Source organism: Kitasatospora sp. NBC_00458 (assembly GCF_036013975.1).
In the GTDB taxonomy this organism is placed as follows: domain Bacteria; phylum Actinomycetota; class Actinomycetes; order Streptomycetales; family Streptomycetaceae; genus Kitasatospora.
The window spans coordinates 803,340-829,990 of the sequence record NZ_CP107904.1 but is presented as its reverse complement, the minus strand read 5'-3'; the positions used below and the strand labels follow the sequence as shown (position 1 = coordinate 829,990).

The 26,651-nt window shown below is 71.6% G+C and carries 18 protein-coding genes and 1 pseudogene; 17 read left to right on the top strand and 2 right to left on the bottom strand.

The window, feature by feature from the left end:
- Positions 1–316 precede the first annotated feature (316 nt).
- From OG550_RS03235 to OG550_RS03155, 17 genes and pseudogenes are all read left to right on the top strand, one after another.
- Positions 317–1,390, top strand: coding sequence for a threonine synthase (locus tag OG550_RS03235; RefSeq protein ID WP_327674271.1), 1,074 nt, complete (start codon positions 317–319; stop codon positions 1,388–1,390).
- 76 nt (positions 1,391–1,466) lie between these two features.
- Positions 1,467–2,609, top strand: a complete 1,143-nt coding sequence (locus OG550_RS03230) for an acyl-CoA dehydrogenase family protein (protein ID WP_327674269.1) — start codon at positions 1,467–1,469, stop codon at positions 2,607–2,609.
- Positions 2,606–3,895, top strand: a complete 1,290-nt coding sequence (locus tag OG550_RS03225) for a condensation domain-containing protein (RefSeq protein ID WP_327674267.1) — start codon at positions 2,606–2,608, stop codon at positions 3,893–3,895. Before OG550_RS03230 ends, OG550_RS03225 begins: the two co-directional genes overlap by 4 nt.
- A 209-nt stretch (positions 3,896–4,104) precedes the next feature.
- Complete coding sequence (locus tag OG550_RS03220) at positions 4,105–5,841, top strand: ABC transporter ATP-binding protein (RefSeq protein ID WP_327674265.1); 1,737 nt, start codon at positions 4,105–4,107, stop codon at positions 5,839–5,841.
- Positions 5,838–7,595, top strand: a complete 1,758-nt coding sequence (locus tag OG550_RS03215; RefSeq protein WP_327674263.1) for an ABC transporter ATP-binding protein — start codon at positions 5,838–5,840, stop codon at positions 7,593–7,595. Before OG550_RS03220 ends, OG550_RS03215 begins: the two co-directional genes overlap by 4 nt.
- Positions 7,596–7,645: 50 nt before the next feature.
- Positions 7,646–8,419, top strand: a complete 774-nt coding sequence (locus OG550_RS03210; protein WP_327674261.1) for a thioesterase II family protein — start codon at positions 7,646–7,648, stop codon at positions 8,417–8,419.
- 32 nt (positions 8,420–8,451) lie between these two features.
- Positions 8,452–10,104 (top strand): non-ribosomal peptide synthetase, encoded by a 1,653-nt coding sequence (locus OG550_RS03205; RefSeq protein ID WP_327674259.1) that lies wholly within the window; start codon positions 8,452–8,454, stop codon positions 10,102–10,104.
- A complete protein-coding gene (locus OG550_RS03200; RefSeq protein WP_327674257.1) occupies positions 10,101–10,796 on the top strand; it encodes a thioesterase II family protein in 696 nt (231 codons plus the stop codon). Before OG550_RS03205 ends, OG550_RS03200 begins: the two co-directional genes overlap by 4 nt.
- The gene (locus OG550_RS03195; protein ID WP_327674254.1) at positions 10,790–11,002 is read left to right on the top strand and encodes a hypothetical protein; all 213 of its coding nucleotides are present in this window, start codon (positions 10,790–10,792) and stop codon (positions 11,000–11,002) included. Before OG550_RS03200 ends, OG550_RS03195 begins: the two co-directional genes overlap by 7 nt.
- Complete coding sequence (locus OG550_RS03190) at positions 10,999–12,195, top strand: cytochrome P450 (protein ID WP_327674252.1); 1,197 nt, start codon at positions 10,999–11,001, stop codon at positions 12,193–12,195. Before OG550_RS03195 ends, OG550_RS03190 begins: the two co-directional genes overlap by 4 nt.
- Positions 12,196–12,411: 216 nt before the next feature.
- Complete coding sequence (locus OG550_RS03185; RefSeq protein WP_327674250.1) at positions 12,412–14,118, top strand: non-ribosomal peptide synthetase; 1,707 nt, start codon at positions 12,412–12,414, stop codon at positions 14,116–14,118.
- 44 nt (positions 14,119–14,162) lie between these two features.
- Entirely contained in the window at positions 14,163–14,846 is a 684-nt protein-coding gene (locus OG550_RS03180; protein ID WP_327674248.1) for a hypothetical protein, read from the top strand.
- A gap of 111 nt (positions 14,847–14,957) precedes the next feature.
- Complete coding sequence (locus OG550_RS03175) at positions 14,958–16,346, top strand: condensation domain-containing protein (protein WP_327674246.1); 1,389 nt, start codon at positions 14,958–14,960, stop codon at positions 16,344–16,346.
- A 36-nt stretch (positions 16,347–16,382) separates the two neighbouring features.
- The gene (locus OG550_RS03170) at positions 16,383–16,598 is read left to right on the top strand and encodes an MbtH family protein (RefSeq protein WP_053690741.1); all 216 of its coding nucleotides are present in this window, start codon (positions 16,383–16,385) and stop codon (positions 16,596–16,598) included.
- Between the two features lie 8 nt (positions 16,599–16,606).
- A complete protein-coding gene (locus OG550_RS03165) occupies positions 16,607–17,347 on the top strand; it encodes a thioesterase II family protein (RefSeq protein ID WP_327674242.1) in 741 nt (246 codons plus the stop codon).
- A gap of 54 nt (positions 17,348–17,401) precedes the next feature.
- Positions 17,402–20,851 (top strand): non-ribosomal peptide synthetase, encoded by a 3,450-nt coding sequence (locus OG550_RS03160; RefSeq protein ID WP_327674240.1) that lies wholly within the window; start codon positions 17,402–17,404, stop codon positions 20,849–20,851.
- Between the two features lie 177 nt (positions 20,852–21,028).
- Positions 21,029–23,689: pseudogene (locus tag OG550_RS03155) on the top strand (amino acid adenylation domain-containing protein); the annotation flags it as partial.
- Between the two features lie 197 nt (positions 23,690–23,886).
- Here the strand turns inward: OG550_RS03155 and OG550_RS03150 are convergent.
- Positions 23,887–25,191, bottom strand: a complete 1,305-nt coding sequence (locus OG550_RS03150) for a condensation domain-containing protein (protein WP_327674236.1) — start codon at positions 25,189–25,191, stop codon at positions 23,887–23,889.
- 197 nt (positions 25,192–25,388) lie between these two features.
- Positions 25,389–26,585 (bottom strand): MalY/PatB family protein, encoded by a 1,197-nt coding sequence (locus OG550_RS03145; protein WP_327674234.1) that lies wholly within the window; start codon positions 26,583–26,585, stop codon positions 25,389–25,391.
- Positions 26,586–26,651 lie beyond the last annotated feature (66 nt).

Sequence of the window (26,651 nt, the reverse complement as noted above, 5' to 3'; positions counted from 1 at the left end):
ATCCGGTGTCGAGTCCGGGTCGGATTTCCGTGAAGGAGGTTCGGGGGAGCGTTGTCCGTGGATCGTCGGGTGGTCCATGTCACTCAATTCGGTCATATGCAGGTGTACTGGCATCGTGGCTCCGGCATAGCTTCGGGCCAGTCGGTCCATGCTCCGGTAACTTCTATGGGGGAAAAGCAAAATGCCGGTCGTCGACCACTGTGCAGAGGCCGAAGCGCCACCTAAGTACCGCCTGTTATGCGTCGACTGCGGCTGGGAGTCCGATCCGGAGTTCCGGCTCCGATGTCCCCGGTGTTCGGGTGCGCTCGATCCCAGGATGAACCTGGAGAACGTCACCGAGCGCGACGGCGACCGGCCTGAGCTGACCTACCTGGACTTCCTTCCGGTCGAATCCGAGTGCCTGCTCGACGCCGGCATCAGTGTGCGGACCCCCTGCCGTCCGGCCCCGCGCCTCGGAGCGGCCATCGGACTGCCCCGCCTCTGGGTGAAGGACGAGTCCCAGCAGCCGACCGGGACCACCAAGGACCGGCTGGCCTCCGTGGTCCTGGCCGTGTTCCGGCAGTTCGGGATCAAGGAGTTCGTCGCCTCCAGCACCGGGAACAGCTCCACCGCCCTGGCCCGCGCCGTGCAGCGGGACCACTCGATGCGGGCACACTTCTTCTGCGGCCGTGACTTCACCGGCGACCACGACATCGAGACCGGCGACCGGGTGTCCCTCACCGTGGTGGACGGCACCTACGCACAAGCCACCCAGGCGGCCCAGGAGTTCGCGGCTCGGAAAGGGCTGGTCTGGGAGGGCGGGTTCTTCAACTGGGCCCGTCGCGAGGGCTTGAAGCTCACCTACCTGGAAGCCTTCGACGCCATGGACGACGAGCCCGACGTCGTCGTCCAGGCCATCAGCAGCGGCATGGGGATGATGGCCGTTCGCAAGGGCGTGGCGGAGTACCTCGCCTGCGGCCGGCTCACCTCCTCACCCCGCTTCGTGATGGTCCAGCAGGACACCTGCGCGCCGATGGCCGCGGCCTGGCGGGAGGGGCGGGCCGAGCTCACCGAGGACGACGTCATCGAGCACCCGACGGGTCTGGCCCGGGCCATCCTGCTCGGCGACGGCCGGGCCACCTATCCCTACATGCGGGACATCGCCACCGAGAGCGGTGGCTCCATCGTCTCGGTGAGCCAGGACGAACTGGTCCGAGCCCGTACGATGCTCCGCGAGCTTGAGGGGCTGGACGTCTGCCACTCCTCGGCCGCGACCATCGCCGCGCTGCGCAACGAGGCCGCGGCCCGGCGGATCACCCCGGACCAGGTCGTACTGGTCAACCTGACCGGCCGTGAGCGGTACACCGCCGCCGACGCCGGACCGGCCCTCGCCTCCGCCACCGCCGGCTGAGCCTCCCCCTCTCCGAGTCGGATGCCACCGCTCCCGACGGAGTGACGTGCCCGCCCTCACGTTCGCAAGGAATTCGTTGATACTCAGTCACCTCACCCCGCAGCAGGCCGAGCGCCATGCCGAGTTCCGCGCCTTCGCCGACCGTGTCCTGGTCCCGCAGGCGGACCGTTGCGACCGCGAGCAGGCGGTCTCCCGAGAGGTCGTCGCCGACCTGGCCGGGCAGGGCTACCTCGGCGCGCCCGTCCCGAAGGAGTTCGGCGGCCTCGGCATGGACTGGGTCGAATACGGACTGCTCACCGAGGAGCTGGGCCGGGGCTGCCAGTCGATCCGCAACCTCGTGGCCGTGGAGGACATGGTCGCCCACTCGATCCACAAGTGGGGGACGGAGGAGCAGAAGCGGCGATGGCTCCCCGGGATCATCTCGGGCCGAACGCTGGCGGCCTTCGCCCTGACCGAGCCGGACACCGGCAGTGACGCCGCCGCCGTCGAGACCACGGCGACGGCCGACGGCGCCGACGTCGTCCTGCGCGGCACCAAGAAGTGGATCAGCTTCGCGCAGATCGCGGACCTCTTTCTGGTCTTCGCCACGTTCGACGGGCGGCACACCGCCTTCCTGGTGGAGCGGGACACTCCCGGCCTGTCGGTGGAGCCGATCGAGGGCCTGCTCGGCCTGCGCGGCTCGATGCTCGGCCGGATCACCTTCGACGACTGCCGGATCCCGGCCGCCAACCTGGTCGGGCGTCCCGGCATCGGCCTCACCTTCGTCGCCTCCAGCGCCCTCGACCTCGGCCGCTACAGCACCGCCTGGGGCTCGGTCGGTCTGGCCCAGACGTGCCTGGAGGCCGCGACGGAGTACGCCGGCCGCCGCGTCCAGTACGGCACCGAGATCCGCAACCACCAACTGGTCCAGCAACTGCTGGCCGACATGCTCACCGACACCATCACGGGCCGGCTGCTCTGCTACCACGCCGGGGTGAGCAAGGAGCGGGGGGAGACGGCCTCCGTCAACCACACCCTGCTGGCGAAGTACCGGACCTCGACGATCGCCGTCAAGGCGGCCGCCGACGCGGTGCAGATCCACGGTGCCCAGGGCATCGGGGCGGAGGCGTCCGTGCAGCGCCACTACCGGGACGCCAAGGTGATGGAGATCATCGAGGGCACCACGCAGATCCAGCAGAGCATGCTCGGTCGGTTCGCCGTCCAGGCGGCCCGGCTGTGAGCGGGCTCAGGACGGGTGTGGTGACCTACGGCCAGCTGTCGGTCCTGCGTTCGCTGGAGACACACGGCCCCGACCACCGGGCGGTCGCCAATCTGGTCAGTGTCTGGGAGGTGCCTTTCGGCCTCGGCGCGGCCCAAGTGATGGACGCCTGGCTCCAGCTGGTGGAGAGGCACGAGTCGCTGCGGACCACCTACGACCTCAGCGGCCCGACGCCGGTCCAGACGGTCCACCCGTACCGACCGTCCCGGGTGGCCGCGCTGGAACTGGCCGAGGACAGCTTCGCGGCGGCCCTCCGGCTGGGGGCCGAGGCGGCCGTCGATCCGATCGACATCGAGACCGGATCGCCGTGGCGCGCCTTCGTCACCACGTACCAGGGGGACGCGCTCCACCTGGTCACCGTGATCCACCATGTCGCGGCCGACAACGGCGCGCTGCGGGTGCTGGAGGAGCAGCTCGGCGTCCTCCTGGAGGGCGGGGCGCTCGGGCCGGTGGTGCAGCCGCTGGAGATGGCGCAGGAGCAGCAGAGGGAACCGGCCACCCGGAGCGTCCGGCACTGGACCGAGGCCTGGGGCCGGATCGTCCCGGCGGACCGGGATCCGGAGGACGCCAGTGAGCGACGCCGGGCGTCGCTCTACAGCCTGGAGGGACTGACCGCCGCGCAGGAGCTCTCCGACCGGCTGAAGATCTCGGTCCAGTCGGTGGTGCTCGGCGTCGGCGCGCTCGCGCTGTCCCGGCTCAAGCGCACCGAGCGGATGACCTTCGCGCTGATGGCCGCCAACCGGCTCACCACCCGGTGGGTGCCGCTGGTCGGCTCGCTCAACCAGTTCGCCCCGGTGACCGTCACGGTCGACGAGGAGGCCCATCCGCCGGACTACCTGCGGGACTGCTACGTCCAGTCCATGACGGCGTACATGAACGGCTGCTACGACGTCGATGCGCTGAAGGAGGGTCTCCGGGAGGCCGGCCTCCCGGAGGGGGACCCGACGGCCTTCGCCAAGCACTACAACTTCCTCGGCGACGTGGACGCCGAGCCGGCCGCCGGATCCCCCCTGCGCACCGGGATCGAGTGGCGTCCGTCCACCCAGCGGTCAGGGCCGAACTTCCACCTGGCAGTGGCCACGGGGAAGGGAGTCCTCATCGGAGTGGGCGCGAGCCGCGACTATCTCGACGGAAATCTCCCAGCCGTTCTCGCGGCGTCGATCGAGGCTGGTCTGATCAATATGTCCAAGGGGTTCGAGAACTCCCTGGCCGATGTCTCGCTGGATAATCCTTGGCGAGATTTCTGAAGGGCGGCAGAATGCGGGGGGAAAAGCCTTCCCCCCGCACTCCGGCATCCTGCGGCTCGGTCGAACCGGCTCTAGAAGCCCGCACAGATTCCGCGAAGCTGCTTCTTCATGATGAACACCTCCCGTCCGTGGTGACTATAGCCACAGGCGGTCGGGAGGTGGAAGGAAATTCTGGATAAGGACCAGGAAGGACGGTTAGGGTTTCACTCATGACGGATTCTTATGCCGACCCGGGAACCCCGGATCACCGAAGCGCCGCGCGTTACCTGTGGTGGCTGACCATGAGTCAGCGGCGACGGGTGACAGGTGGTGCGGTGATCGGCACCCTCTGGATGGTCTGCCTCCTGCTGCCGCCGTACCTCATGCAGCGTGCGATCGACGACGGGCTCCAGCGGGGGAAGACCGGAGTCCTGGTCGGCTGGGTGGTCGCACTGGTCGGCGCCGGGCTGCTCAACGCATGGCTCGGCATCATGCGCCACCGCATCATGACGCGGGTCCGGATGGACGCCACCTTCCGGACCATCAAGGTCGTGGTCGCGCACTCCACTCGGCTGGGTGCCGAACTGCCCCGGAAGGTGACGGCCGGCGAGGTGGCCAGCATCGGTGTGGGCGACGTCGCGCAGATGAGCCAGACACTGACGATCACCGGTCCGGGCGTCGGTGCCGTCGTCGCGTACCTGGTCGCGGCCGCGCTGCTGCTGTCGGTCTCCGTCCCGCTCGCCCTCGTGGTCCTGCTGGGGGTGCCGCTGCTCGCGGTCGTGGTCGGGCCGCTGCTGGAACGCCTCCAGGGCGCGGAGTCCGAGTACCGCGCGCAGCAGGGGGCGCTGACCGCCCGGCTCGGCGACATCGTCGGCGGCATGCGCGTACTCAACGGCATCGGCGGCAAGGAGATGATGGCCGGCCGCTACCTGCGTGGATCGCAGGACCTGCAGGCCGAGGGGTACCGGGTCGGCGCCGTGACCAGCTGGATCCAAGCGCTCTCGGTCGGCCTGCCCGCCCTCTTCCTCGCGTTGGTGACCTGGCTGGCCGCCCGGATGGCGGCCGAGGGCACCATCACGATCGGCACGCTGGTCGCCGTCTACGGCTACGTCGCCGTCCTGGTGGTACCGGTCTCCAACTTCATCGAGGGCGGATACGACCTCACCAGGGGTCTGGTGGCCGCTCGACGGGTGGTCCGGATGCTCGACCTGAAGCCCGCCTTCGAAGACGCCGCGACACTGCGGCCGGCCCATGAGGAGCCATCGGTCCTGCACGACGCCGACACCGGGGTGGAACTGGTACCGGGCCGGCTGACCGCGATCGTGAGCGCTCGCCCGGCCGATTCCGCGGCCGTGGTCGACCGGCTCGGCCGGTACAGCGCATCCGCTGCGACCTGGGGCGGCGTGCCGCTCGCCGAGGTCGCCCTGGCCGAGATCCGCAGCCGGATCCTGGTGGCGGACAACGACGCCGACTTCTTCTCCGGCACGCTGAGCACCGTGGTCGGCGGCCGGTCCGAGCACACCGGCCCGTTCATCGCCCAGGCCGTCAGGGACGCTGCGGCGGAGGACATCGTGCAGGCACTGCCCGATGGCCTGGACACCGTGATCCAGGCCCAGGGCAGCAACCTCTCCGGCGGTCAGCGCCAGCGGCTGCGGCTGGTCCGTGCCCTGCTGGCGGACCCGGAGGTGCTGCTGCTGGTCGAGCCCACCTCCGCCGTGGACGCCCACACCGAGGCAGCCATGGCCGCCGGGCTGCGCCGGGCGCGGACCGGGCGCACCACCGCCCTCACCTCGACCTCCCCCGTCCTCCTGGAGCAGGCCGACACCGTCTGCTACCTCGTCGACGGCCGTCTGGCGGCGGCCGGCCCGCACCAGGAACTGCTCGCATCAGAGCCCGGCTACCGCGCGCTGGTGGCCCGCGGCGAAACCGCCACCGGGTCCACGCCCGCCGAGGAGGCCGTCCGATGACCGCTCAGACCGAGACCGCCCCCGGGCGGCTCCCCATCGCCGGCCCCGCCGAGGTCCGCCGGGCCGCCGTGCGACTGATGGGGCAGGACCGCCGTGCGGTCGCCGCGATGCTGACCCTCAACGGACTGGCTGCGGCCGCCGGTCTGGGCGGCCCCTGGCTGCTGGGCCGGATCATCGACGACGTCCGGGGCGGCGCCGGGGTCGGACACGTCGACCGGCTCGCCCTCGGCATCCTCTGCTTCGCGCTCGCGCAGCTGCTCCTCGGCCGCTTCGCCCGCTACGTCGCCCACCGCTTCGGCGAGCGGACCCTGGCGCGGATCCGGGAGCAGTTCGTCGACCGCTCCCTCGCCCTGCCCGCCTCGGTGGCCGAACGCGCCGGCGCCGGTGACCTGCTGACGCGCGGCACCGCCGACGTCGCCGCCGTCGGCACCACCCTGCGCGACGCCGGGCCGGAGGTCTCGGTGGCGCTCGTCCAGATCCTCCTGATCCTGGTCGCCATGCTCGCGGTCAACCCGCTGCTCGGCATCTGCGGACTGCTCTGCCTCTCCGGGATCTGGTTCGCCACCCGCTGGTACCTGCGCCGTGCGCACACGGGGTACCTCGCCGAAGGCGCCGCCAACTCCGCGCTGATCGAGATCCTCACCTCCACCGCGGCAGGGGCCCGCACCGTCGAGGCCCTGGGCCTCCAGGACCGCCGGATCGCCGCCACGGCCGAGGCGGTGGAGCACTGCCGGGCCACCCGCACCTACACCCTCAGCCTGCGCACCGTCCTCTTCCCCGTGGTCGAGTTCTCGTACATCGCCCCGGTCGCCGGCATCCTGCTGCTCGGCGCAGCCCTGCGCAACAGCGGCACGGTCACCACCGGCGCGGTGGTCGCCTGTGCCCTCTACTTCTGGAAGCTCTCCGAGCCGCTGGACAAGGTCCTGCTCTGGCTCGACCAACTCCAGCGCAGCAACGCCTCCTTCGCCCGAGTCGAGGGCATCGGCCAGGTGGACGCCCCGGCCGTGACCGGCGGCGGCCTGCCCGCGGACGACCGGATCGACGTGGTCGACGTCCGGTACGCCTACCAGGGCGAGCGGGACGTCCTGCACGGCGTCGACCTCACCGTCCGTCCGGGCGAGCGGCTGGCGGTCGTCGGCCCCTCCGGAGCCGGCAAGTCCACTCTCGGCCGGCTGCTGGCCGGGGCGGAGAAGCCCCGCACCGGACGGGTGACGGTGGGGCAGGTGCCTGTCGCCGAGCTCGACCCGGCCCAGTTGCGCCGACACGTCGTCATGGTCTCCCAGGAGCACCACGTCTTCCTCGGCACCCTCCGGGACAACCTCCTGATCGCCGCGCCCGCCGCGACCGACCAGGACCTGCACTCGGTGCTGGCCGCCGTCGGTATCGACTGGACGGACGAGCTGCCGGACGGTCTGGACACCCGGCTCGGCGCCGGAGGGCTCCGTCTGGACGCTCAGCAGGCCCAGCAACTCGCCCTGGCCCGGGTGGTCCTGGCCGACCCGCACACGCTGATCCTGGACGAGGCCACCTCCCTGCTCGACCCGACCACGGCCCGGCACACCGAGCGCGCGCTGGCGGCCGTGCTCAAGGAACGCACCGTGATCGCCATCGCCCACCGCCTGCACACCGCCCACGACGCGGACCGGGTCGCGGTCATGGAAGGCGGCCGGGTGACCGAACTGGGCAGTCACGACGAGCTGTTGGCGGCCGGCGGCGGGTACGCCGCGCTGTGGAAGTCCTGGCACGGCGCCTGAGCGCGCCCCACCCCTCTCGACCCCTCTCGACCGGTAGGAGCGGAACCCCCATGCACTCGGCACCACCGCAGACGGCCCAGAGCTGGGTCCGGCCGATTCCCGGCCGGACCGAGCCCGGCGCCCTCCGGCTCTTCTGCTTCCCGTACGCCGGGGCAGGCGCCTCGGTCTTCCGGGAGTGGGGCGCCGGACTCCCGGAAGGAGTGGAGGCGTTCGCCGTTCAGCTGCCGGGTCGGGAGGACCGGTTCTTCGACCGGCCGATCGCGGACCTGGAGGAGCTGCTGGACGTCCTTCTCCCCGCCCTGCTTCCCTACCTGGACAGGCCGTTCGCCTTCTTCGGGCACAGCATGGGCGCCATCGTCAGCTGGGAGCTCGCCCGCAGGCTGCAGCGTGAGCAGGGCCTGGAGCCGGTCCGGATCATGGTGTCCGGCTGCCGGGCGCTACCGGCCCACGAGTCCAGGAAGGTGAGTGAACTCGACCTCTCCGACGAGGAGCTGATCAACGAGCTCCGCCGTCTCAACGGCACGCCGGAGGAGCTGCTGCAGAACGCGGACTTCGTCACCTTCATCCTGCCGACCTTCCGGGCCGACCTCTCGCTGTTCGCCGGCTACGCCTACCGGCCGGGCGAGTCGCTCACCTGCCCGGCTTCGGTCTTCGGCGGTGACGCGGACCCCAGGGTCGCCGAGGAGTACCTCGCGGGCTGGGCCGAGCTGACCACCGGCCGGACCGAGGTGGAGGTCTTCCCCGGTGGCCACCTCTTCCTCAACGACGAGCGGGAGGCAGTGCTCCGGAGCGTGTCCCGGGCACTGCCTGCCGTCGGCCACTGACCAGTACTTCTTTTCGAACCCAGGGGGCTCGCGTGGAGACAGTGTGGAATGTCGTCCAGGCTCAGGTGGAGCGGACGCCGCAGGCCGTGGCCGCGCGGACGGCACGCACCTACACCTACCGTGAAGTCGCCGCGCTGGCCGGAGACCTCGGCGAGCGGATAGCGGCGAAGGTCCGGCCGGGCTCGGTCGTGGCGCTCGACGCGTCAAGCCGGTTCAGCGGGGCCGTCGGCCTCCTCGCCGCGAACGCCGCGGGCTGCGCCGTGCTGCCGCTCGACCGGCGGAGCCCGCCGGCCAGGCGGGCCCGGGTCCTCGACGACGCCCGCCCCGCCCTGCTGCTGCGCGAGCTGGCCGAGGGCGACTTCGCCCTGGAGGGGAGCGGACTCCCGTCGCCGCCGAGGGAACCGGACCTGGGGGAGATCGCCTACATCCTGTACACCTCCGGCTCGACCGGGCAGCCCAAGGGCGTGATGGTGGGCCACGAGGCCCTGATCGACCGCCTCGCCGGCCTGGCGGAGCGGCCGGGGCTGGCGGCCGGCGAGAGCGTGCTGGCGATGGCCGCGCTGTCCTTCGACATCTCGCTGGTGGAGCTGCTCCTTCCGCTGACCGTGGGGGCCTCCTTCACGGTGGTCCCGGAGGAGGTCAGGGCGGATCCGCTCGCCTTCGCGGAGCTGGTCGCGTGGGCCGCGCCGGACGTCGTCCAGGCCACCCCCAGCTTCTGGCGGATGCTGACGGCCGCCGCCTGGAAGGGGGCGCCCGGGAGCCGACTGTGGACCGGCGGCGAGGCGCTCACCCCGAGCCTCGCCCGGGAGCTGCTGCCGCGGTGCGGTGAACTCTGGAACGTGTACGGCCCGACCGAGGGAGTCCTCTGGGCCACGGCGGCGCGGGTGGAATCCCCCGAGCGGATCTCGATCGGCGAGCCGGTGGCCGGGGTGGGCCTCCTCACCGACGAGAGCGGTGAACTCCTCCTCTACGGGGAGGGGCTGGCGCACGGCTACCTCAACCGTGAGGAGCTGACGGCTGAGCGCTTCCTGCACGGCGACACCCCCGCCGGCCGCCGCCGCATCTACCGCACCGGGGACCGGGTCCGACGGGGTCCGGACGGCGCACTGGAGTTCCTCGGCCGCCTGGACAGCCAGGTCAAGCTGCGCGGACACCGGATCGAGCTGGGCGAGGTGGAGGCCGTCCTGGAGGAGCACCCGGACGTCTCGCAGGCCGTCGTGCTGCTCCAGGACGCCGACCGGCCCGACACCGCGGCGCTGGTGGCCTTCGTGGTCCAGCGCGCCGAGGCGGACCTCCGGGGCTGGTTGAAGGACCGGCTGCCGTCGAGCCACCACCCCGCCAGGATCACCGCCCTGTCCGCGCTGCCCCGCACCACCACGGGAAAGGTGGACCGGATCGGGTTGGCGGCCGGCCTGGCCGCCGGCGACCGGGTGGTGCAGGCCGCAGCGCCCTCGGGGGACGTCCGGTCGCTCGTGGCCGAGGCGTGGCGGCAGACGCTCGCCGCGGACTCCGTCGACGAGGACGCCAACTTCTTCGACGCCGGCGGGAATTCGGCCCTCCTGGCGGTGCTCCAGAAGCGGCTCACCGACGGCCTCGGCATCCGGGTGCCGATCAAGGAGATCTTCCGGTACCCGACCGTCGCCTCGCTGACCGACTACATCCTCCGTACGGAGATGCCCAGATGAACCTCTACTGCATTCCTTACGCCGGGTGCTCGGCACGCGTCTACGACCCGTGGCAGCGGCACCTGCCGGACTGCGTCACCGTCGTCCCGCTGGAGCTCCCCGGCCGGGGCTCACGCTGCGTGGAGGAGCCGATCGACGAGCTGGCAGCCCTGCTCGCGGACCTGTACCAGCAGCTCGACCCGGCCTCGCCGTACGTGCTGTTCGGCCACAGCTACGGTGCTGTGATCGCCTTCGAGCTGACCAAGCTGCTCCGCTCCGAGGGTGCTCCGGAGCCGTCGGCGCTGCTGGTCTCGGCCAGCCGCGCACCCCGGCTGCCGGCCGCCGACGCGGACAGCCACCGACTCTCCGACGCCGAACTCATCGAGCGGCTGGCCGCGTCGGGCGGGACTCCGAGGGAGCTGCTGGAGAACGAGGAGCTGATGGAGATCTACCTCCCCGTCATCCGCGCCGACTACCGGATCCTCGGCGAGTACGGCACCGGCACCCCGGGTACGGTCGGCTGCCCGGTGGTGGCGTTCTACGGGGACACGGACGACGAGGCGGACCTGTCCTCGGTCGAGGCGTGGGCGGACTACACGGACGGCCCCTTCCGAGTGGAGGAGATCCGCGGCGACCACTTCTTCCTGCACTCCGCCGAGCGTGAGCTCGTGGCCGCCGTCGAGGCGGTCTGCACCAAGGGGGAGCCGTGGTGAGTCCGGCCGTCGCACCGGTGGCCCTCGGCCGGTCGTCGGTCATCCGCGGCCCGGAGCCGTCCGCGCCGGACGAGCAGGGCGACGGGATCCTGACGCAGCCCACGCGCCGCCGGCCACGGACCGCCGCCGCCGTGCCGAACACCCTGGACGAGATCGAGTACGCCCCGCTGCGCCGGGTCGACCAGAACCCGGAGAGTACCGAGTGACCGTGACACAGGCCCCGCGCTGCCCCTACCGCGACGACGACCGTCCGGCGGCCGACCCCTGCGCGGACTACCTCCCGCTGCGGGAGGAGGAGCCGGTCCGCTGGGACGAGGACCTGGAGGTGTGGATCGTCTCCGGGTTCCGCGAGACGACGGCCCTGCTGCGGCACCCCGCCCTGTCGGCCGCCTGGCCGCAGCGGGGCACCACCACCCTGCACCGGGGGGGAGAGGGCGGGGGACGGGCCGCGGAGGTCGTGCGCAGGTGGTTCATGTTCAACGACGACCCGGAGCACGCGGCGGCCCGCCGGGTCGTCGCGCCGCTCTTCGCGGCCGACCGGCTCGCCGCGATGCGTCCCGTCGTCGAGGAGCTGGTCGACGAGCTCCTGGCGGGGCGGACGGACGGGTTGGAGGTGATGGCGGAACTCGCCGTTCCGCTCTCCAGTCGGGTCATCTGCCGGATCCTGGGTCTGCCCGGGGAGGTCGCGCCCCGGCTGCACGACTGGGCGCCCGACATCGCGGCGCTGCTGCTGGCGGACTACCTGCCGGAGGTCAGGACCAGGGGTCATCGCGCCTTGCGGGAAATCGAGGCCGTGGTGGACGAGGCCCTGCGCTCGGAGGTCCGCGAGGGCACCGGGCTCTGGCTGCTGCGCGACGCCCGCCAGAGGGGCGTCATCGAGGCCGCCGACATCTGGGCCACCGCGAGCCTGCTGATCTACGCCGGGTTCGAGACCACCTCGACCTTCATCGGCAAGGCCGTTCGGGCCGTGCTGCACGCCGGTGCCTGGGCTGACCTGCGGAGCGGTGAACCGGGCCCGGCCGTCGACGAGCTGCTCCGCTTCGACACCTCGGTCCAGCAGGTGGCCCGGGTGGCCACCGCGCCGGTGGAGGCGGCCGGTCACCTGATCGCGGAGGGGGATCTCGTCCTGCTGATGCTCGGCGTGGCCAACCGCGACCCGGCCGTCTTCGCCGACCCGGACCTCCTGGACTACGACCGCGAGATCAGGCGGCACCTCTCCTTCGGATTCGGCGCCCACTACTGCCTCGGGGCGGGGCTGGCGCGCTTGGAGTCCGAGGTCGTACTGGAGCGCCTCGCCGGCAGGTGGGCGGATCTCGCCCTCGACGGGCCGCCGGTGACGAGGCAGCACTTCGGCATCACCGTCCTGGAACGCCTGGCCGTGCGCGGCACGGCCTCTTGACGGCCGACCGCACATGCCTGAAAGGAGAGTTGGGATGCCACGAGTGACGAGCGGCTCCCCGGAGTCGGCGGAAAGCCCCATCGGTGGGGAGCGGGCGCCGCAGCACCACGTCCGCCGGTTCCACACCCACCAGGACCACCGGGGCGCCCGGGGCGTGGTGGAGCGCGTCGCCCGGGCGGACCGGGGACTGCTTGCCGGGGACAGGAGTGGTCTTTGATGCAGGGCATCGTGAACGAACGGACGGTGGTCCGGATGCTCGGCGCGATCGTCGACGCGCATCCGGACGTGGTCGCGGTCGAGTTCGGCGAGCAGAGGCTCACCTACCGCCGGCTCTGGGACGCGGCTGCCGCGCTGGCCGGACGCATACGGCAGGCCGAGGGCCACCGGAGCGGCTGCGTCGTCGGTCTGCTCTTCGAGCGCGGCATCGAGGGCATCGTGGCGCAGCTCGGAAGCTGGCTCGCGGGCGCCGCGTACCTGCCGCTCGACCCGGCACTGCCGGACGGCCGGGTGGAGGCGATCCTGCACGACGCCCGGCCGGTGGCGGTGCTCGCGCAGGAGGGGCTCGCCGGACGGGTGCCCGCGGGTGTCCCGGTGCTCGACGGCACCGGGGCGGCCCCGGCGTCGGGGTCGCCGGGCCCGCTGGCCTACGTCATCTACACCTCCGGTTCGACCGGTACGCCCAAGGGCGTCGAGGTCGGCCACGCGGGCCTGGCGAACCTGGTGTCCTGGCACCGGGAAACCTACGGCACCCGGCCCGGGGTGCGGGTCGGAGCCTTCGCCGGGCTGGGGTTCGACGCCGCGGTCTGGGAGGTCTGGGCGGCTCTCGCGAGCGGGGCGACGCTGGTGCTGCCGACCGAGCGGCTGATCGTCGACAGCGCGGTGATCGCCGGGTTCATCGAGCGGAGCGCCATCACCCACTGCTTCCTGAGCACCCCTCTCGCCGAGCAGCTGTTCGCCCTCCCGGCCCCGCCCGCCGGCCTGGCCGTCCTGCTGACCGGCGGGGACCGCCTTCGGGTGAGCCCGCCGGACGGCTTCCCCGCCGCGGTCTTCAACCACTACGGGCCGACCGAGGCCACCGTGGTGACCACCGCCAGCGCGGACCTGCGCCGCCGCCCCACCGAGGGCGCGCCGGCGATCGGACGCCCCATCGCCGGCGCGAAGGTCCGGCTGGTGGACGCCGACGGGGTCGAGGTCGCCGAGCCCGGCGTACCCGGGGAACTGCTGATCGGAGGCGATGTCCTGGCCTTCGGCTACCGGGGCGATCCGGAGCTCACCGGCCGCAGGTTCGTCGCCGACCAGGACGGGAACCGCTGGTACTCCTCCGGCGACCTCTGCCGCTGGACGGCCGACGGCGAGCTGGAGTTCGTCGAGCGGCGGGACGCCCAGGTCAGCATCCGCGGTCACCGAGTGGAGCCGGCCGAGGTCGAGCAGGAGATCCTGGCCGTTCCCGGAGTGGACCAGACGGCCGTCGTCCACGTGCCGGACCAGGACGGCGGATCGCTGCGCGCCTTCTTCTGCGGCGAGGCCGAGCCGGGCGACATCCGCGCCGCACTGACCGGTCGGCTGCCCGCGTACATGCTCCCCACCGGGCTGCACCGGCTCGCCGCGATGCCGCTGACACCGAACGGCAAGATCGACCGGAAGGCCCTGCCGGACACTCCGGTCGCAGCCGCGGCCGAGCCCTCCCCCCTCGGCGCGACCGAGGCGCGGATCGCCGGGATCTGGTCCGAGCTGACCGGGAACCTCCCCCGCTCAGGGGACAGCTTCTTCGAGATCGGTGGGCACTCGCTGATCGCCGCCCGGGCGGTGTCCCGGACGCGTGAGCAGTTCGGCATCAAGATCGGGCTGCGGGCCATCTTCGACCATCCGATCCTCGCGGACTTCTCCGCCGAGGTCGACGAAGCCGTCAGGAGTGCCGAGTGATGCAGGAACAACGGCCCCTCGTTATACTGGAGTTCGGGAACGAAGTGCCCCGGAGGACCTTCGGCGGCATCCTGCCCGACGGTTGGCGGGGGCGGACCCTCAGGATCGACCCGCTGCACTACCCCGGCCTCGCCGACGGAGTCGTCGGGACGGCTGAGCAGGCCGCCCACTGGGCCGAGCGGATCACCGCTGCCGGGCCGCTCCCGGTCGCGGTGCTGGCCTACTGTTCGGCCGTCGGCCTGGCCTCGGCGCTGGTGGAGGCGCTGCCCGGGCCGGACGTCCCGCTCGTCGTGCTCGACCCGGCACGGGCCGACCCCAAGACTCCTCAGGAACTGCTGGACGACCTCGCCCTGGCCATGGACGAGTCCGCCGAGGTGCCCACGATCACCGGCCTGCCGTCCGGTGACGCGCTCACCCTGGCCGGCTCCTTCCTGCTCTCGGTGATCGTCGGCTGCTCGCCGGGGCTCGACGAGGAGATCCTGGTCGAACTGACCGAGGGGCAGCGGGCCTGGCTCAGCTTCACCCTGACCGCGGCGGTGCCCCCGGAGGCCCCACCGGCTCCCACCCACGTCCTGCTGAGCGAGGCGCTCGACTGGTCGGGCTCCGGGGTGGTGCACCGGGTCGACGTGACGGCGGAGGAGCTGTTCCACGCGCCCGCTGTGAAGGTCCTGCTCACCGACCTGCTGGCCACCTGGGAGACGGAGGAGCCGTGCAGCCCGCCCTCGTAGCGCGTGACGCCGTCGACCCCCCGGTGGCGGCCCGGCGGTCGCGTGTCCCCGGAACCGGTCGCGTCGGTCCGGGCATCCTGCAAACCACTGATGTGAAGATTGGCTGGACAAGTGGAAGACCCCGACGACTTCGAGGGTGATGGGGCCTGGCTCGAACTGTGGAACGGTCAAAGGGGGTTATGGCTCCAGAATCAGCTGGGCGACGGCCGGGCGGAATCCAACCTGCCGTACTGGCAGCACCTGTACGAGGCGGTGGACATCGTCGCCGTGCGCCGTGCCGCGGCCTTCCTGATGGACCGGCACCAGGCGCTGCGGCTGTCCTTCCGGGACACTCCGGAGGGTCCGCGCCAGCGTGTCCTGCCTGAATTCGACCTGGACGTGCCGCTCGTCGACCTGACCGGCGAGGCTGATCCGACGGCCGAACTGAACCGGCGCGTCCGGGCCGAGAGCGCGACCCCCTTCGACGAACTCGCCACCCCGCCGGTGCGGCTCAAGGTGTTCAAGCTGGCCGCCGACCACCACTGCCTCCACCTGAACGTGCACCACATCATCGCCGACGGCACCAGCATGGGCATCCTGATACGCGAACTGCTGCTCTGCTACCGGGCTTTCGCCGCGGACGGAGAGCCGGATCTGCCCCCGCTCCCGACGACCTACGACGCCTTCGTGCGGGCTCGGCGGGAGTGGCTGGCGAGCGACCGGAGCAAGGCCATGGAGGTGTACTGGCTCGACCAGCTGGCCGCCCCGCTGCCGCGGCTGCGCATCGGGGACTACGACGCGCCCGCCGATGAGGTGGTGAACGAGACGCTGGAGTTCGGCGTCGAGGCCGACACGGCCGCAGGGCTGGCGGCACTGGTCAAGAGGCTGCGCGTCACGCCGCACATCCTGCTGCTCAGCGTCTACGCGGTCGCGTTGCGGGACATCGGCGCCGACGACGACATCGTGGTCTGCGTCCCGTTCTCCGGCCGGGACGCCAAGGAGTTGGACGGCATGTTCGGCAACTTCGTCAACCCGCTCCCCGTCCGGGTGCGGATGTCGGGTGCGGACCCCTTCGAAGAGGTCGTGCGCCGGACCAAGGCCGTGAGCATCGGCGCCTATGCGCACAGCCGCTATCCGTTCACCCTGATGCTGGAGAAGCTCGATGTGGAGTCCCGGCCCGGCCGGAACCCGGTCTTCTCGACCTCCTTCCAGTTCACGGACTTCCTGCCCCCGGCCCGGCAGACCTCGCAGCTCGACCTCTGCCTGTTCGGCAGGCCGGACGGCGACCGGCTCAGTCTGCGGCTCAACTACAACTCCCGACGGCTGGCGAAGTCCGAGGCCGAGGATGTCCGCTCGGCCTTTCTGGCGGTCCTGCGGACGGTCGTCGAGGACGCGTCGGTCTCGCTGGCCGCCCTGGCGGAGCCGCTGGCGCGGGCCCGGCGGGCGGCGCGGACCGTACCCGCCGGCCGTCGTCGGCTGGGGGCCCTGCGGGCCTCCCGGCCCGGGGCGCCGAACGCCTGAGCCGGTACTCCGCCAACTCACCGAAAGGAAGGGCCCATGGACGGGCAGCGTGACGACGACGGCTATGTCGTGGTGATCAACTCCGAGGAGCAGTACTCCATCTGGCCGCAGGGACGCGAGCTGCCCGCCGGCTGGCGGGAGACGGGCGAGCGGGGCTCGAAGGAGGCCTGTCTCGCGCACGTCGATGAGGTGTGGACGGACATGCGTCCGCTGACCCTGCGCCGGGAGATGGCGGGCGGGACCGGCCGATGAGGGTGGCGGTGAGGCCGCTCGCCGAGCGGCCGCAGGCGGCCACGCGGCTGTTCTGCTTCCCGTACGCCGGCGGCGGTGCCTCGGTGTTCCGCGACTGGGCCGCCGCCCTGCCCGCCGACATCGAACCGTGGTCGGTACAACTTCCGGGCAGAGAGGATCAGTTGGGATCCCCGCTGTTCGACCGGATGGGCGCGGTGCTCAACGTCCTGGTGCCCTCGGTCATCCCGCACCTGGACCGTCCGTTCGCATTCTTCGGGCACAGCATGGGCGCCTTGGTGGCCTGGAACCTCACCCGCGCCCTGCAGCGGATGGAGATCGGCTCACCCACCCGGCTGTTCGTCTCGGGGTGCGTGCCGCCCCACGCCCGGGAGGAGACCGCGTACCACGCCGGTCCGGAGAAGGAGCTGATCGGGCGACTGCGCTCCTGGTCCGCGACACCGGAAGCGGTTCTGGCGGACCCGGAGCTGATGCGCCTGATGCTCCCGGTGATCCGGGCCGACCTCGCGGTGGTCGAGACCTACCGGTTCACCGGCGGGCCGCTGCTGACCTGCCCGGTCACGGCGTTCGGTGGGACCGAGGACGATCCCGCGGGCATTGCGGCGATGCCGCGCTGGGGCGAGCTCACAGCCGGTGGCTTCGACCTGCGGATGTTTCCCGGCGGTCACTTCTTCCTGCACTCCGCCCGTCCGGCCGTGCTCGCCGACATCGCCGGGCGGCTCGCCGCCGCACCCCGGCAGAGCGGTCACTGACCCGAAGCCCTTCGAAACAACCGTGCTCTCGTTGAAGGATTTAGGTGGAAAGACATGTCGCAGCGGTCCGTGATGGACGTCGTCTCGGATGTATGGACGGCTGTCCTGCACACCGAGATATCCGGTCCTGACGCCAATTTCTTCGCGCTGGGCGGAAATTCACTGAAAGGTGCCAGAGCGATCAGCCGGCTGCGCGAGGAGCTGGGCATCCGGATTCCGCTCAGCGCGCTCTTCGATGCACAGACCCTCGTCGAGCTGACCGCGGCCATCGAGGCGATGGGGGAGAAGGAGCCCGGGGCGGAACAGGTCATCGAGCCGTTCGAGGGGCGCTCGGGCGAGGTCTTCCACGCGCCCACCTCGTTCACCCAGCAGCGGCTGTGGGTCGACGAGCACATCCAGGGTCCGAACTCCCGCTACAACATCCCGGTGGCGAACGAGCTCGTGGGCCCGCTCGACATCACGGCCCTGGGGCAGGCCGTCCAGGCGCTGGTCGACCGGCACGAGGTCTTCCGCACGACCATCAAGGCGGTCGACGGCATCCCCGAGCAGGTGATTCGGGCCGAGGCCGAACTGCCGCTGACCGTGGTCGACCTCCGGGACGAGCCGGAGGAGAAGCAGGAGCAGGTGCTGGCCGGTCTGCTCCTCGACTCCGCCCAGCGGCCGTTCGACGTGGAGCAGGGGCCGCTGCTCCGGGTCGAGCTGTACCGGCTGGACGAGGACTGGCACGTCCTGCTCATCAACCTGCACCACATCATCACCGACGTGTACTCCTTCGAACTCGCCATGGCCGAGCTGCTGGAGCTCTACGCCGCCGCCGACGCCGGGATCCCGGCGGCCGTGAAGCCGCCGGTGCAGTACGCCGACTACGCCGCCTGGCAGCGGCGCACGGTCACCGGGACGACGCTTGAACGCCAACTGGACTACTGGAAGGACCGCCTGCGCGGCCCGCTTCCCACGCTGGACCTCCCGACCGACCTGCCGCCCCGGGAGACCGGCACGAGCCGGGGGGCGTCGGTGGACATCGAGCTGCCCCGAGCGGTGTCGCGCAGGATCCGCGAGCTGTCCAGGGAGCACAACGCCACTCCGTTCATGACCATGTTCACGCTGCTCAACGTGCTGCTCAGCCGGTACAGCGGCCAGACGGACATCGTGGTCGGCATCCCCAGCGCCAACCGTGACCTGCCGGAGCTCGAATCCATGCTCGGGTGCTTCCTCAACACCCTCGCCGTGCGCAGCGACCTGTCCGGCGACCCGACGCTGGCCGAACTGCTCGGCCGGGTCCGGGGCAGGATCCTGGAGGACTTCGCCCACCAGGACGTCCCCTACGAGCGGGTGGCCAACGCGGTCTCGACCGACCGTTCCTCCCGGCAGGGGCCGTTCCGGGTCATGCTGTCGTACCAGCACGCGGTCCCGGCGCCGGAGCTGGCCGGGATCACCGTCAACGACGTCGAGTTGGGCCTGAACCTGAAGGCGGTCAAGTTCGACCTGGTGTTCCGGGTCGTCGAGACCGAATTCACGTACCGCCTCGCGGTCGACTACAACACCGACCTGTTCCTGGAGGACAAGGCCTGGCGCATCCTCGACCACCTGGCCGTACTCGCGGCCGACGCGGTGGCCGCCCCCGCCAAGCGCCTCTCCGAGCTCACCATCCTTCCCGAGGAGGAGCGTCGTCAGCTTGAGGAGTGGTCCACCTCCGGCTGCGGCCCTTACCCCACGGACCTCTTCCTGCACCGGCTGTTCGAGGCACAGGCGCTCAGGACCCCGGACGCGGACGCGGTGGAGAGCGGCGGCGAGCGGGTCGGCTACCGCGAACTCGACCGCAGAGCATCCCGGTTGGCCGACGAGTTGACGGCGCGCGGCATCGGCACCGACGATCTGGTCGGCCTGTGCGCGGACCCGTCGGTGGACCTCATCGTCGGCATCCTCGGCATCCTGAAGTCCGGTGCCGCCTACGTGCCGATCGATCCGCTCGCCCCCGTCGACCGGATGTCCTACGTCGTCGCGGACAGCGGGATGAGGATCCTGGTCACCACCCCGGAACTGCGGGACCAGCTGCCGACGGCCGTCCTGGAGAGCGTGGGCGTGGTGAGCACCGCGCAGGACGGCGCGCAGGACGGCGCGCGGGGCGGCACCCCGGGGTCCGCGCTGCATCCCTCGCAGCTGGTGTACCTGATGTACACGTCCGGGACCACCGGCCGGCCCAAGGGCGTCGGCCTGCCGCACACCGCGATCACCCCGTGGATCCAGTGGGCCCAGGACATCCGCCCGATCGGGCCCGGCACCCGGGTGGTGCACAACCTCTCCTACCACTTCGACTGGTCGGTCGAGCAGATGTTCCACGCACTGACCGCAGGCGCCTGCCTGGTCATGCTGCCCCGAGAGGTCAAGGCCGACGGCCGGGCCACCGCCCGGTTCATCAACGAGCAGTCGATCCACATGCTGTACCTGACGCCGACCCAGATGCGCGGCATCACCGACGCCGGCCTCGACATGCCGACGCTGCGGCACGTGTCCATGGGCGGCGAGAACCTGGACGCCGACCTGGTGGCGCGGAGCCGTGCGGTCGTCTCCGCCGGGTGCGAGATCTGGAACGAGTACGGGCCGACGGAGACCGCGGGCGCGGCCCTGGTCGGCCGGATGGGCGACGAGCCGCTGGAGCGCAGCTCCATGCCGCTGGGCGAGCTGATCGCCAACGCCTCCTGCGCGGTGGTCGACCGCTGGGGGAACCCGCAGCCCATCGGCGTGCCCGGCGAGCTCTGGATCGGCGGTGACGGCGTCGCTCGCGGCTACCGCAACCAGCCCGCCCTGACCGCCGACCGGTTCGCCCCGGACCCGGCCCGGCCCGACCGACGCCTCTATCGCACGGGTGACCTGGTGCGCCGCCTGCCCAACGGGGAGATGGAGTTCCTGGGCCGGGTCGACAATCAGGTCAAGATCCGCGGCGTGCGGGTCGAGCTGGAGGAGATCGAATCGGTGCTGCGCGGTCACCCGGAGGTGGCGAACGCCGTGGTGGTCCTGGAGCCCGACCAGCGGCTGGTCGCCCACGTGGTCAGGACACCGGGCAGCGGGCTCGACGAGGCCGCGCTCCGAGCCCACCTCGCCCCGAAGCTGCCCATCGTCATGCAGCCGGCCGTGTTCATGTGGCTCCAGGCCATGCCGCTCTCCCCGACCGGCAAGGTGGACCGCCCGCGGCTGCCCCGACCCGAGCCGATTCCCGTGCTTCCGACGGTCGTGACACCGCCGAGCACGGAGACGGAGCGCACCGTCGCGGCGGCCTGGGCAGACGTGCTCGGGTTCGCCGAGGTGGACGTGCGGGCCAACTTCTTCGAGGCCGGCGGGGACTCGTTCTCCCTGCTGGCGGTCGTCAGCCGACTGCGGGCCGAGCTCGACCTGGACATCCCGGTGCGCGCCCTGGTCGACGCGCCGACCGTCGAGACGCTGGCCGCGCACATCGAGGCACTGCGCCGGGCGGCCGTCCGTCCGTCCGCGACGCCTCTTCCGTAGCCGACCTCAAGGGAGGACGATCCGCGTGCGTGGACACCCCGAGAACAGGACCGCCCCGTCGCCGCCGGCCCGGCTCCTCACCGACGTCCGCGCGGCGGTGCGGGCGGGAGGGCACCGACGGCCCGAAGCACACCGGTCGGCGCGTCGATGGGAGGTGACGTCATGAGCGACGACGGGGCTCACGAGATGGCGGCAGAGACCCTGCCCGGTCTCTTCGCGGCCCAGGTGGCCCGCACCCCTGGCGCCGTCGCGCTCGTCGGCGCCGACGAATCCCTCACGTACGCCGAGCTGGACGCCAGGGCCGGCCGACTGGCGCGGTTGCTCATGGCCAAGGGGGTGGGGCCCGAGACGATCGTGGCGGTCGCGGTGCCGCGGTCCGTGGAACTGCTGGTCGCCCTCTACGCGGTCCACAGGGCCGGGGCCGCGTACCTTCCGGTCGATCCGCTGCTGCCCGCCGAGCGTGTCCGGGAGATGACCGAGGACGCACGGCCCGTGCTGATGCTCGACGGCGAGGACGTCCGACGGATGTCGGAGGAGGGCGCGCCCGAGCCGGACGGGACCGGGTGGCCCCCGCTGCACCCGTCGAGCACCGCCTACGTCATCTTCACCTCGGGATCCACCGGCCGGCCCAAGGGGGTGGCCGTGTCCCACGAGGCCATCGTCAACCGCCTGCGCTGGATGCAGGCGGAGTATCCGCTGGGCCACGACGACCACGTCCTGCAGAAGACCCCCGCCGGATTCGACGTCTCCGTGTGGGAGTTCTTCTGGCCGCTGTGCGTCGGTGCGCGCCTCGTCCTGGCCGGGCCGGACGAGCACCGGGACCCCGCCCGGATCGCCGAGCTGATCCGGGCGGAGCGGATCACGACCGTGCACTTCGTCCCGTCCATGCTGCGTCACTTCCTCGAAGAGCCGAGGACGGCCCGATGTGATTCGCTGCGCCGGGTGTTCACGAGCGGCGAGGCGCTCTCGGCCGATCTGCGGTCACGGTTCTTCCGCCTCCTGGACGCCGAACTGCACAACCTCTACGGACCCACCGAGGCCGCGGTGGACGTGTCCTACTGGCGCTGCGGCCCCGGCGACCCGCCCGGCCCGGTGCCGATCGGTGCCCCGGTGCGCAACACCCGGCTGTACGTACTGGACGAGCAGCTGAACCAGGCCGCGCCCGGTGCGGCCGGCGAGCTCTACATCTCGGGCGTCCAGCTGGCCCGGGGGTACGTCAACCGGCCGGGGCTGACAGCAGAGCGATTCGTCCCCGATCCCTACGGCCCTGAAGGCAGCCGGATGTACCGAACCGGGGATCTCGCCCGGCGGGACGCTGACGGGGTCCTGCACTACCTGGGCCGCAACGACCACCAGGTCAAGGTGGGAGGCGTGCGCATCGAACTCGGCGAGATCGAAGCGACACTGGCCCGGCACGCCGCGGTCGCCGACGCGGTGGTGGCCGCGAGGACCGACGAGGCCGGCGAGACGCGGCTGACCGCCTACCTCGTACCCGACCACGTCGAGGCCGCCGCACTGCGGAACCTGTGCCGCCTCGAAGAAGCCGGGCTCCTCGACCGGACGGACCTGCAGACCCTACCGAACGGCATGGCCGTCGTCGCGTCCAACCGGTCGGAGGCGGACTTCCTGTACCGCGAGATCTTCGAGGAGGGCGAGTATCTGCGGCACGGGATCACGCTGCCCGACACCGGGGCCTGCGTCTTCGACGTGGGCGCGCACATCGGGTTCTTCGCGCTCGCGGTGGCCCGCTCCCGTCCCGGCAGCGTGGTCCATTCGTTCGAGCCGATTCCGCAGCTCTTCCGCATGCTCGAACTCAACACCCGGCTGCACGGAGTCGACGCCAGGCTGTACCCGTGCGGCCTCGCCGAAGCGGCCGGTACGGCGTCGTTCACCTACTATCCGCAACTCTCGATCATGTCGGGGCGATTCGGCGACACCGCCGAGGAGCGCGGTGTCCTGGAGGCCTTCGTCCGCAACGAGCAGCCGATGCGGGAATCCCTTCCGCAGAGCGGCGCGGCGGATCTCGACAGCCTGCTCACGGAGCGGCTGCAGCACACCGACGTGACCTGCGAGCTGCGCACGCTGTCCGACGTCATCGACGAGACCGGTGTGGAACGGATCGACCTGCTCAAGATCGATGCGGAGAAGAGCGAACGCGCGGTGCTCCTGGGGCTCCGTGAGGAGCACTGGAACCTGGTCCGCCAGCTGGTGATCGAAGCGCACGACGCCCCGGGCCGGATCGACTGGATCCGGGGCCGACTGGAGGAGCGAGGGTACCGGGTCACCGTCGACGGGCTGGCGATGCTCTCGGAGACCGGTCTGGTCACCCTCTACGCGGTCCGCGGCGGGCAGCCGGCCTCCGGTGGCGGGGAGGGCGCCGCACCGGCGTACCGTGGGTCGGGCTGGTCGTCTCCGGACCTGTATGTCGAGGACGTGCGGCGGGAGGCGGAGCTCCGGCTCCCGCCGCAGATGGTTCCGGACCACTTCGTGATCGTCGACGCGCTTCCCCTGACGGCCAACGGCAAGCTCGACCGGGCGGCACTCCCTGCGCCCCGGCACCGACCGACCGGGAGACCGGCCGCTCCGCGCGACACGACCGAGGCGCTGCTCCGCTGCCTGTTCGCCGACGTGCTCGCCGCACCCGACATGGGGATCCACGACGACTTCTTCCGTCTGGGCGGCAACTCGTTCGACGCGATCCGCCTGGTGGCCCGGATCCGAGAGGCGCTGGGTATCGAAGTGACCCTCCCGAGCCTGTACAAGGCCCCGACGGTGGCCGCCTTCGCCGAACTGCTGGCCCACGGATCCGACGGAGCCCCGCTCCCGCTCGACGCATAGCCCTTCCGCGCGTCGACGGACCCACGGCGAGCCCGGCGACGCCCGGGCCGGCGGACCGCCCCGCCCCTGTGGAACCGCCCCTCCCGTCCAGGCACCTGGCCGGGAGGGGCTCGCAGCACGGCGGACTCCTGGAAGCGGCCAGTGACGGTGGACCCCGGCTGCCGCACCCGCGTGCGACAGCCACCTCGACGAGGTGGTCAGGCGGGAGCTTCCGAGGAGAGCGAGTGAGGCGTGGCCGACGCCGTGGCCGACGGGGCGATTTCGACGAGCCGGCTGCCGAAGGCGCTCAGCAGGTCAGGGAGCCGCTGCGACCAGGAACCGGTCAGCGGAGCCTGGACGACGCATTTCAGCGTCCCGTCGGGCCGCTCGCACACCTGGAGCTGGACCTCGGCGACCGCGCCGACCGGCGGCACCGGAACGGCGTGCATCCTCACCGGACCGGCCGAATGCTCGACGCGCCGCCAGTTCTCGAAGGCGAACAGCACCTGGTAGACGGGCATCCGACCACCGGCGACCGTAGGTACGGCCCGCACTATCTCGTAACGGGGCAGCTCGGAGCCCAGGATGCTCTCCCGCACGGCAGCCCAGACCCGCTCGACCACCCCGGCTGCGGACAGCTCGGGCATCCGCACCGGCAGGACGTCGATCAGGCAGCCGAGTTCGTCCTCCTGCCCGGCCGAGCGGGCGGCCACCGGTGTGCCGACGCAGAAGTCGGAGCCGCCGGTGATCTCGGCCAGAGCCCGGCCGTACGCGGCCAGCAGCACCGCGAACGGTGAGCAGGCGCTGCGCCTGGCCCGGTCGCGCACCGCCTGCCAGGTGCCGGGCGGATACGTGGCCGCGAGCTCGGCCGATTCACCTGCAGCGAGCTCGTGCTGGTTCGGCGCCGGGCTGCCGTCCGGGGTGGGCAGGTCGGCCGCCCCGGCCAGCAAGGCGCGCCAGTGCGCGGTGAGTTCGGCGTGCTGCGCCGGCGTGAGCTCTGCGGCCTCCGCCCGTTCCAGCACGGGCAGATCGGTCGCGACGCCGTCGACGGCCCGTGCGTAGGCGCACGCCAGGTCGGCGGCGAACACCTCCTGGGAGAGACCGTCGAAGGCGATGTGATGGACCGCCAGGAAGACGGTGGCACCCTGTGCGTCCGGGGCGACCGCGGCCCTGTAGACGCGGCCCGCGGCGAGATCGAAGGTGTCGGCGTTCAGCAGGGCGGCGGCCGCCTCCTCGAAGCCGGTGCCGGCCCCGAGGCACAGGATCGGCTCTGCGACCGGCTCCGCGAGGACCTTCCGGACCACCTGCTCGTGCTCGAAGACGAAGGCGGTGCGCAGCGCCTCCTGGCGGCGCGCCACTGCCGCCAGCGCCGCGTCGAGGGCGGGGAGTTCGAGCGGGCCGTCGACGCGGACCTGGGCGAGGACCCAGCCGGCGCGGCTCGCCGGGGCGATCTGGTCACCGAGCCAGAACTGCATCTCCAGAGCGGAGGCCGGCTGAACCCGCACCGTCGCGTGGTCAGTCACAGGAAAGCTCCTTGTCCGTGTCTTCGGGGTTGTCGGTGCTGATCGGAACGTCCACGTCGCGCAGCGCGCGATCGCGCAGGGGGACGAGGACCGGGGCGAGGTGACCGGCACCCGGGGCGGGAAGGCTCCAAGGCAGGCCGATGCCGTGGATCGCCGAACCGACGAGGACTCGTGAACGGTCGAGGCCGACGCGGTTCTCAGTCGTGTCCGCGCCGTCGCAACGCGGCGCCCATACGTTCCAGGGTCTCTTCCAGGACCTGCGGGGAGGTACCGAAATTGAGCCGTACGAATCCATCGCCGCCGGCTCCGAAGGCCGGACCGGAGAAGAGGAGCACCTTGGCCTCGTCGCGGAAGAAGGGCATGGGGTCCGGACCGATCCCCAGCTGCCGGCAGTCGAGCCAGGCAAGGAAGGTGGCCTCCGGAGTCTGACATCGGATGCTCTCCGGGAGCCGCTCGGCCAGCAGCCGCCGGTTCCGGTCCAAGATGGCCAGCACTTCGTCCAGCCAGGCGTCGCCCGAGGTCCAGGCGGCCTTCAGCGCCTCGACCGCGAGCACTCCCACCTGGCCGAACAGCAGCCCGCGCCGGGCGTCGACGGCATCCCGTACGGCCTGCGGTCCTATGTGCGCCAGCGCGCAGCGGATCCCGGCGAGGTTGAACGCCTTGCTCCCCGAGGTGAGGGTGACGGTGCGGGCAGCGATCTCCGGGCTGAGCGAGGCGAAGGGAATGTGCTGGTGCGGGGCATGGGCCAGATCCGCATGCACCTCGTCGGAGATCACCAACAGGTCGAACCTGAGCACGAGTTCCGCGAGTGACTCCAGCTCGTCACGGCGGAACACCCGGCCGGTGGGGTTGTGGGGGTTGACGAGGAAGAGCACACGGCAGCGCCCCGAGCCCTCGTCCGCAGCGGTCCGCTCCATGAGCGCGGGATCGAACTCCCATCCGCCCCCGCCCTCCTGGATCGGAACGGTCAGCGCCCTGCGGCCGATCCTCTCGATGACATCGACGAACGGCGGGCAGACGGGGGTGTGCAGAAGCACCGCGTCGCCGGGGTCGGTGGCGACCTGGAGCGTCGCGAGCATCGCCTGGTTGATGTCCGTGAACAGCCGGACGTGCGTGGGATCAGGCCTGTGGCCGTACCGGTGCCGCGTCCGCTCGGCGAACACCTCGCCGAGCGGGCCGCCGCGGCTCTCGTCGAACCACGGGGGGTAGCCGAGATCGCCGTCGGCGCGGCGCAGCAGGGCCTGGCGTATCGCGGGTGCGATCGGAAAGTCCATGTCCGCGACCCAGGAGGCCAGCATGCCGGCGCCCGCGGTGGCCCACTTCTCCCCGTCCCGCTGTGACAGGCGGCTCAGTTCGAGGGAGTCGAGAGCAGTTGACGAAGTGTCAGCGTTCATAGGTCCTGTTCCGTGTCGGTCGGATGGCACAGCGCTGTGCGAACCATTGTCGGTGCAGTGCCGCAC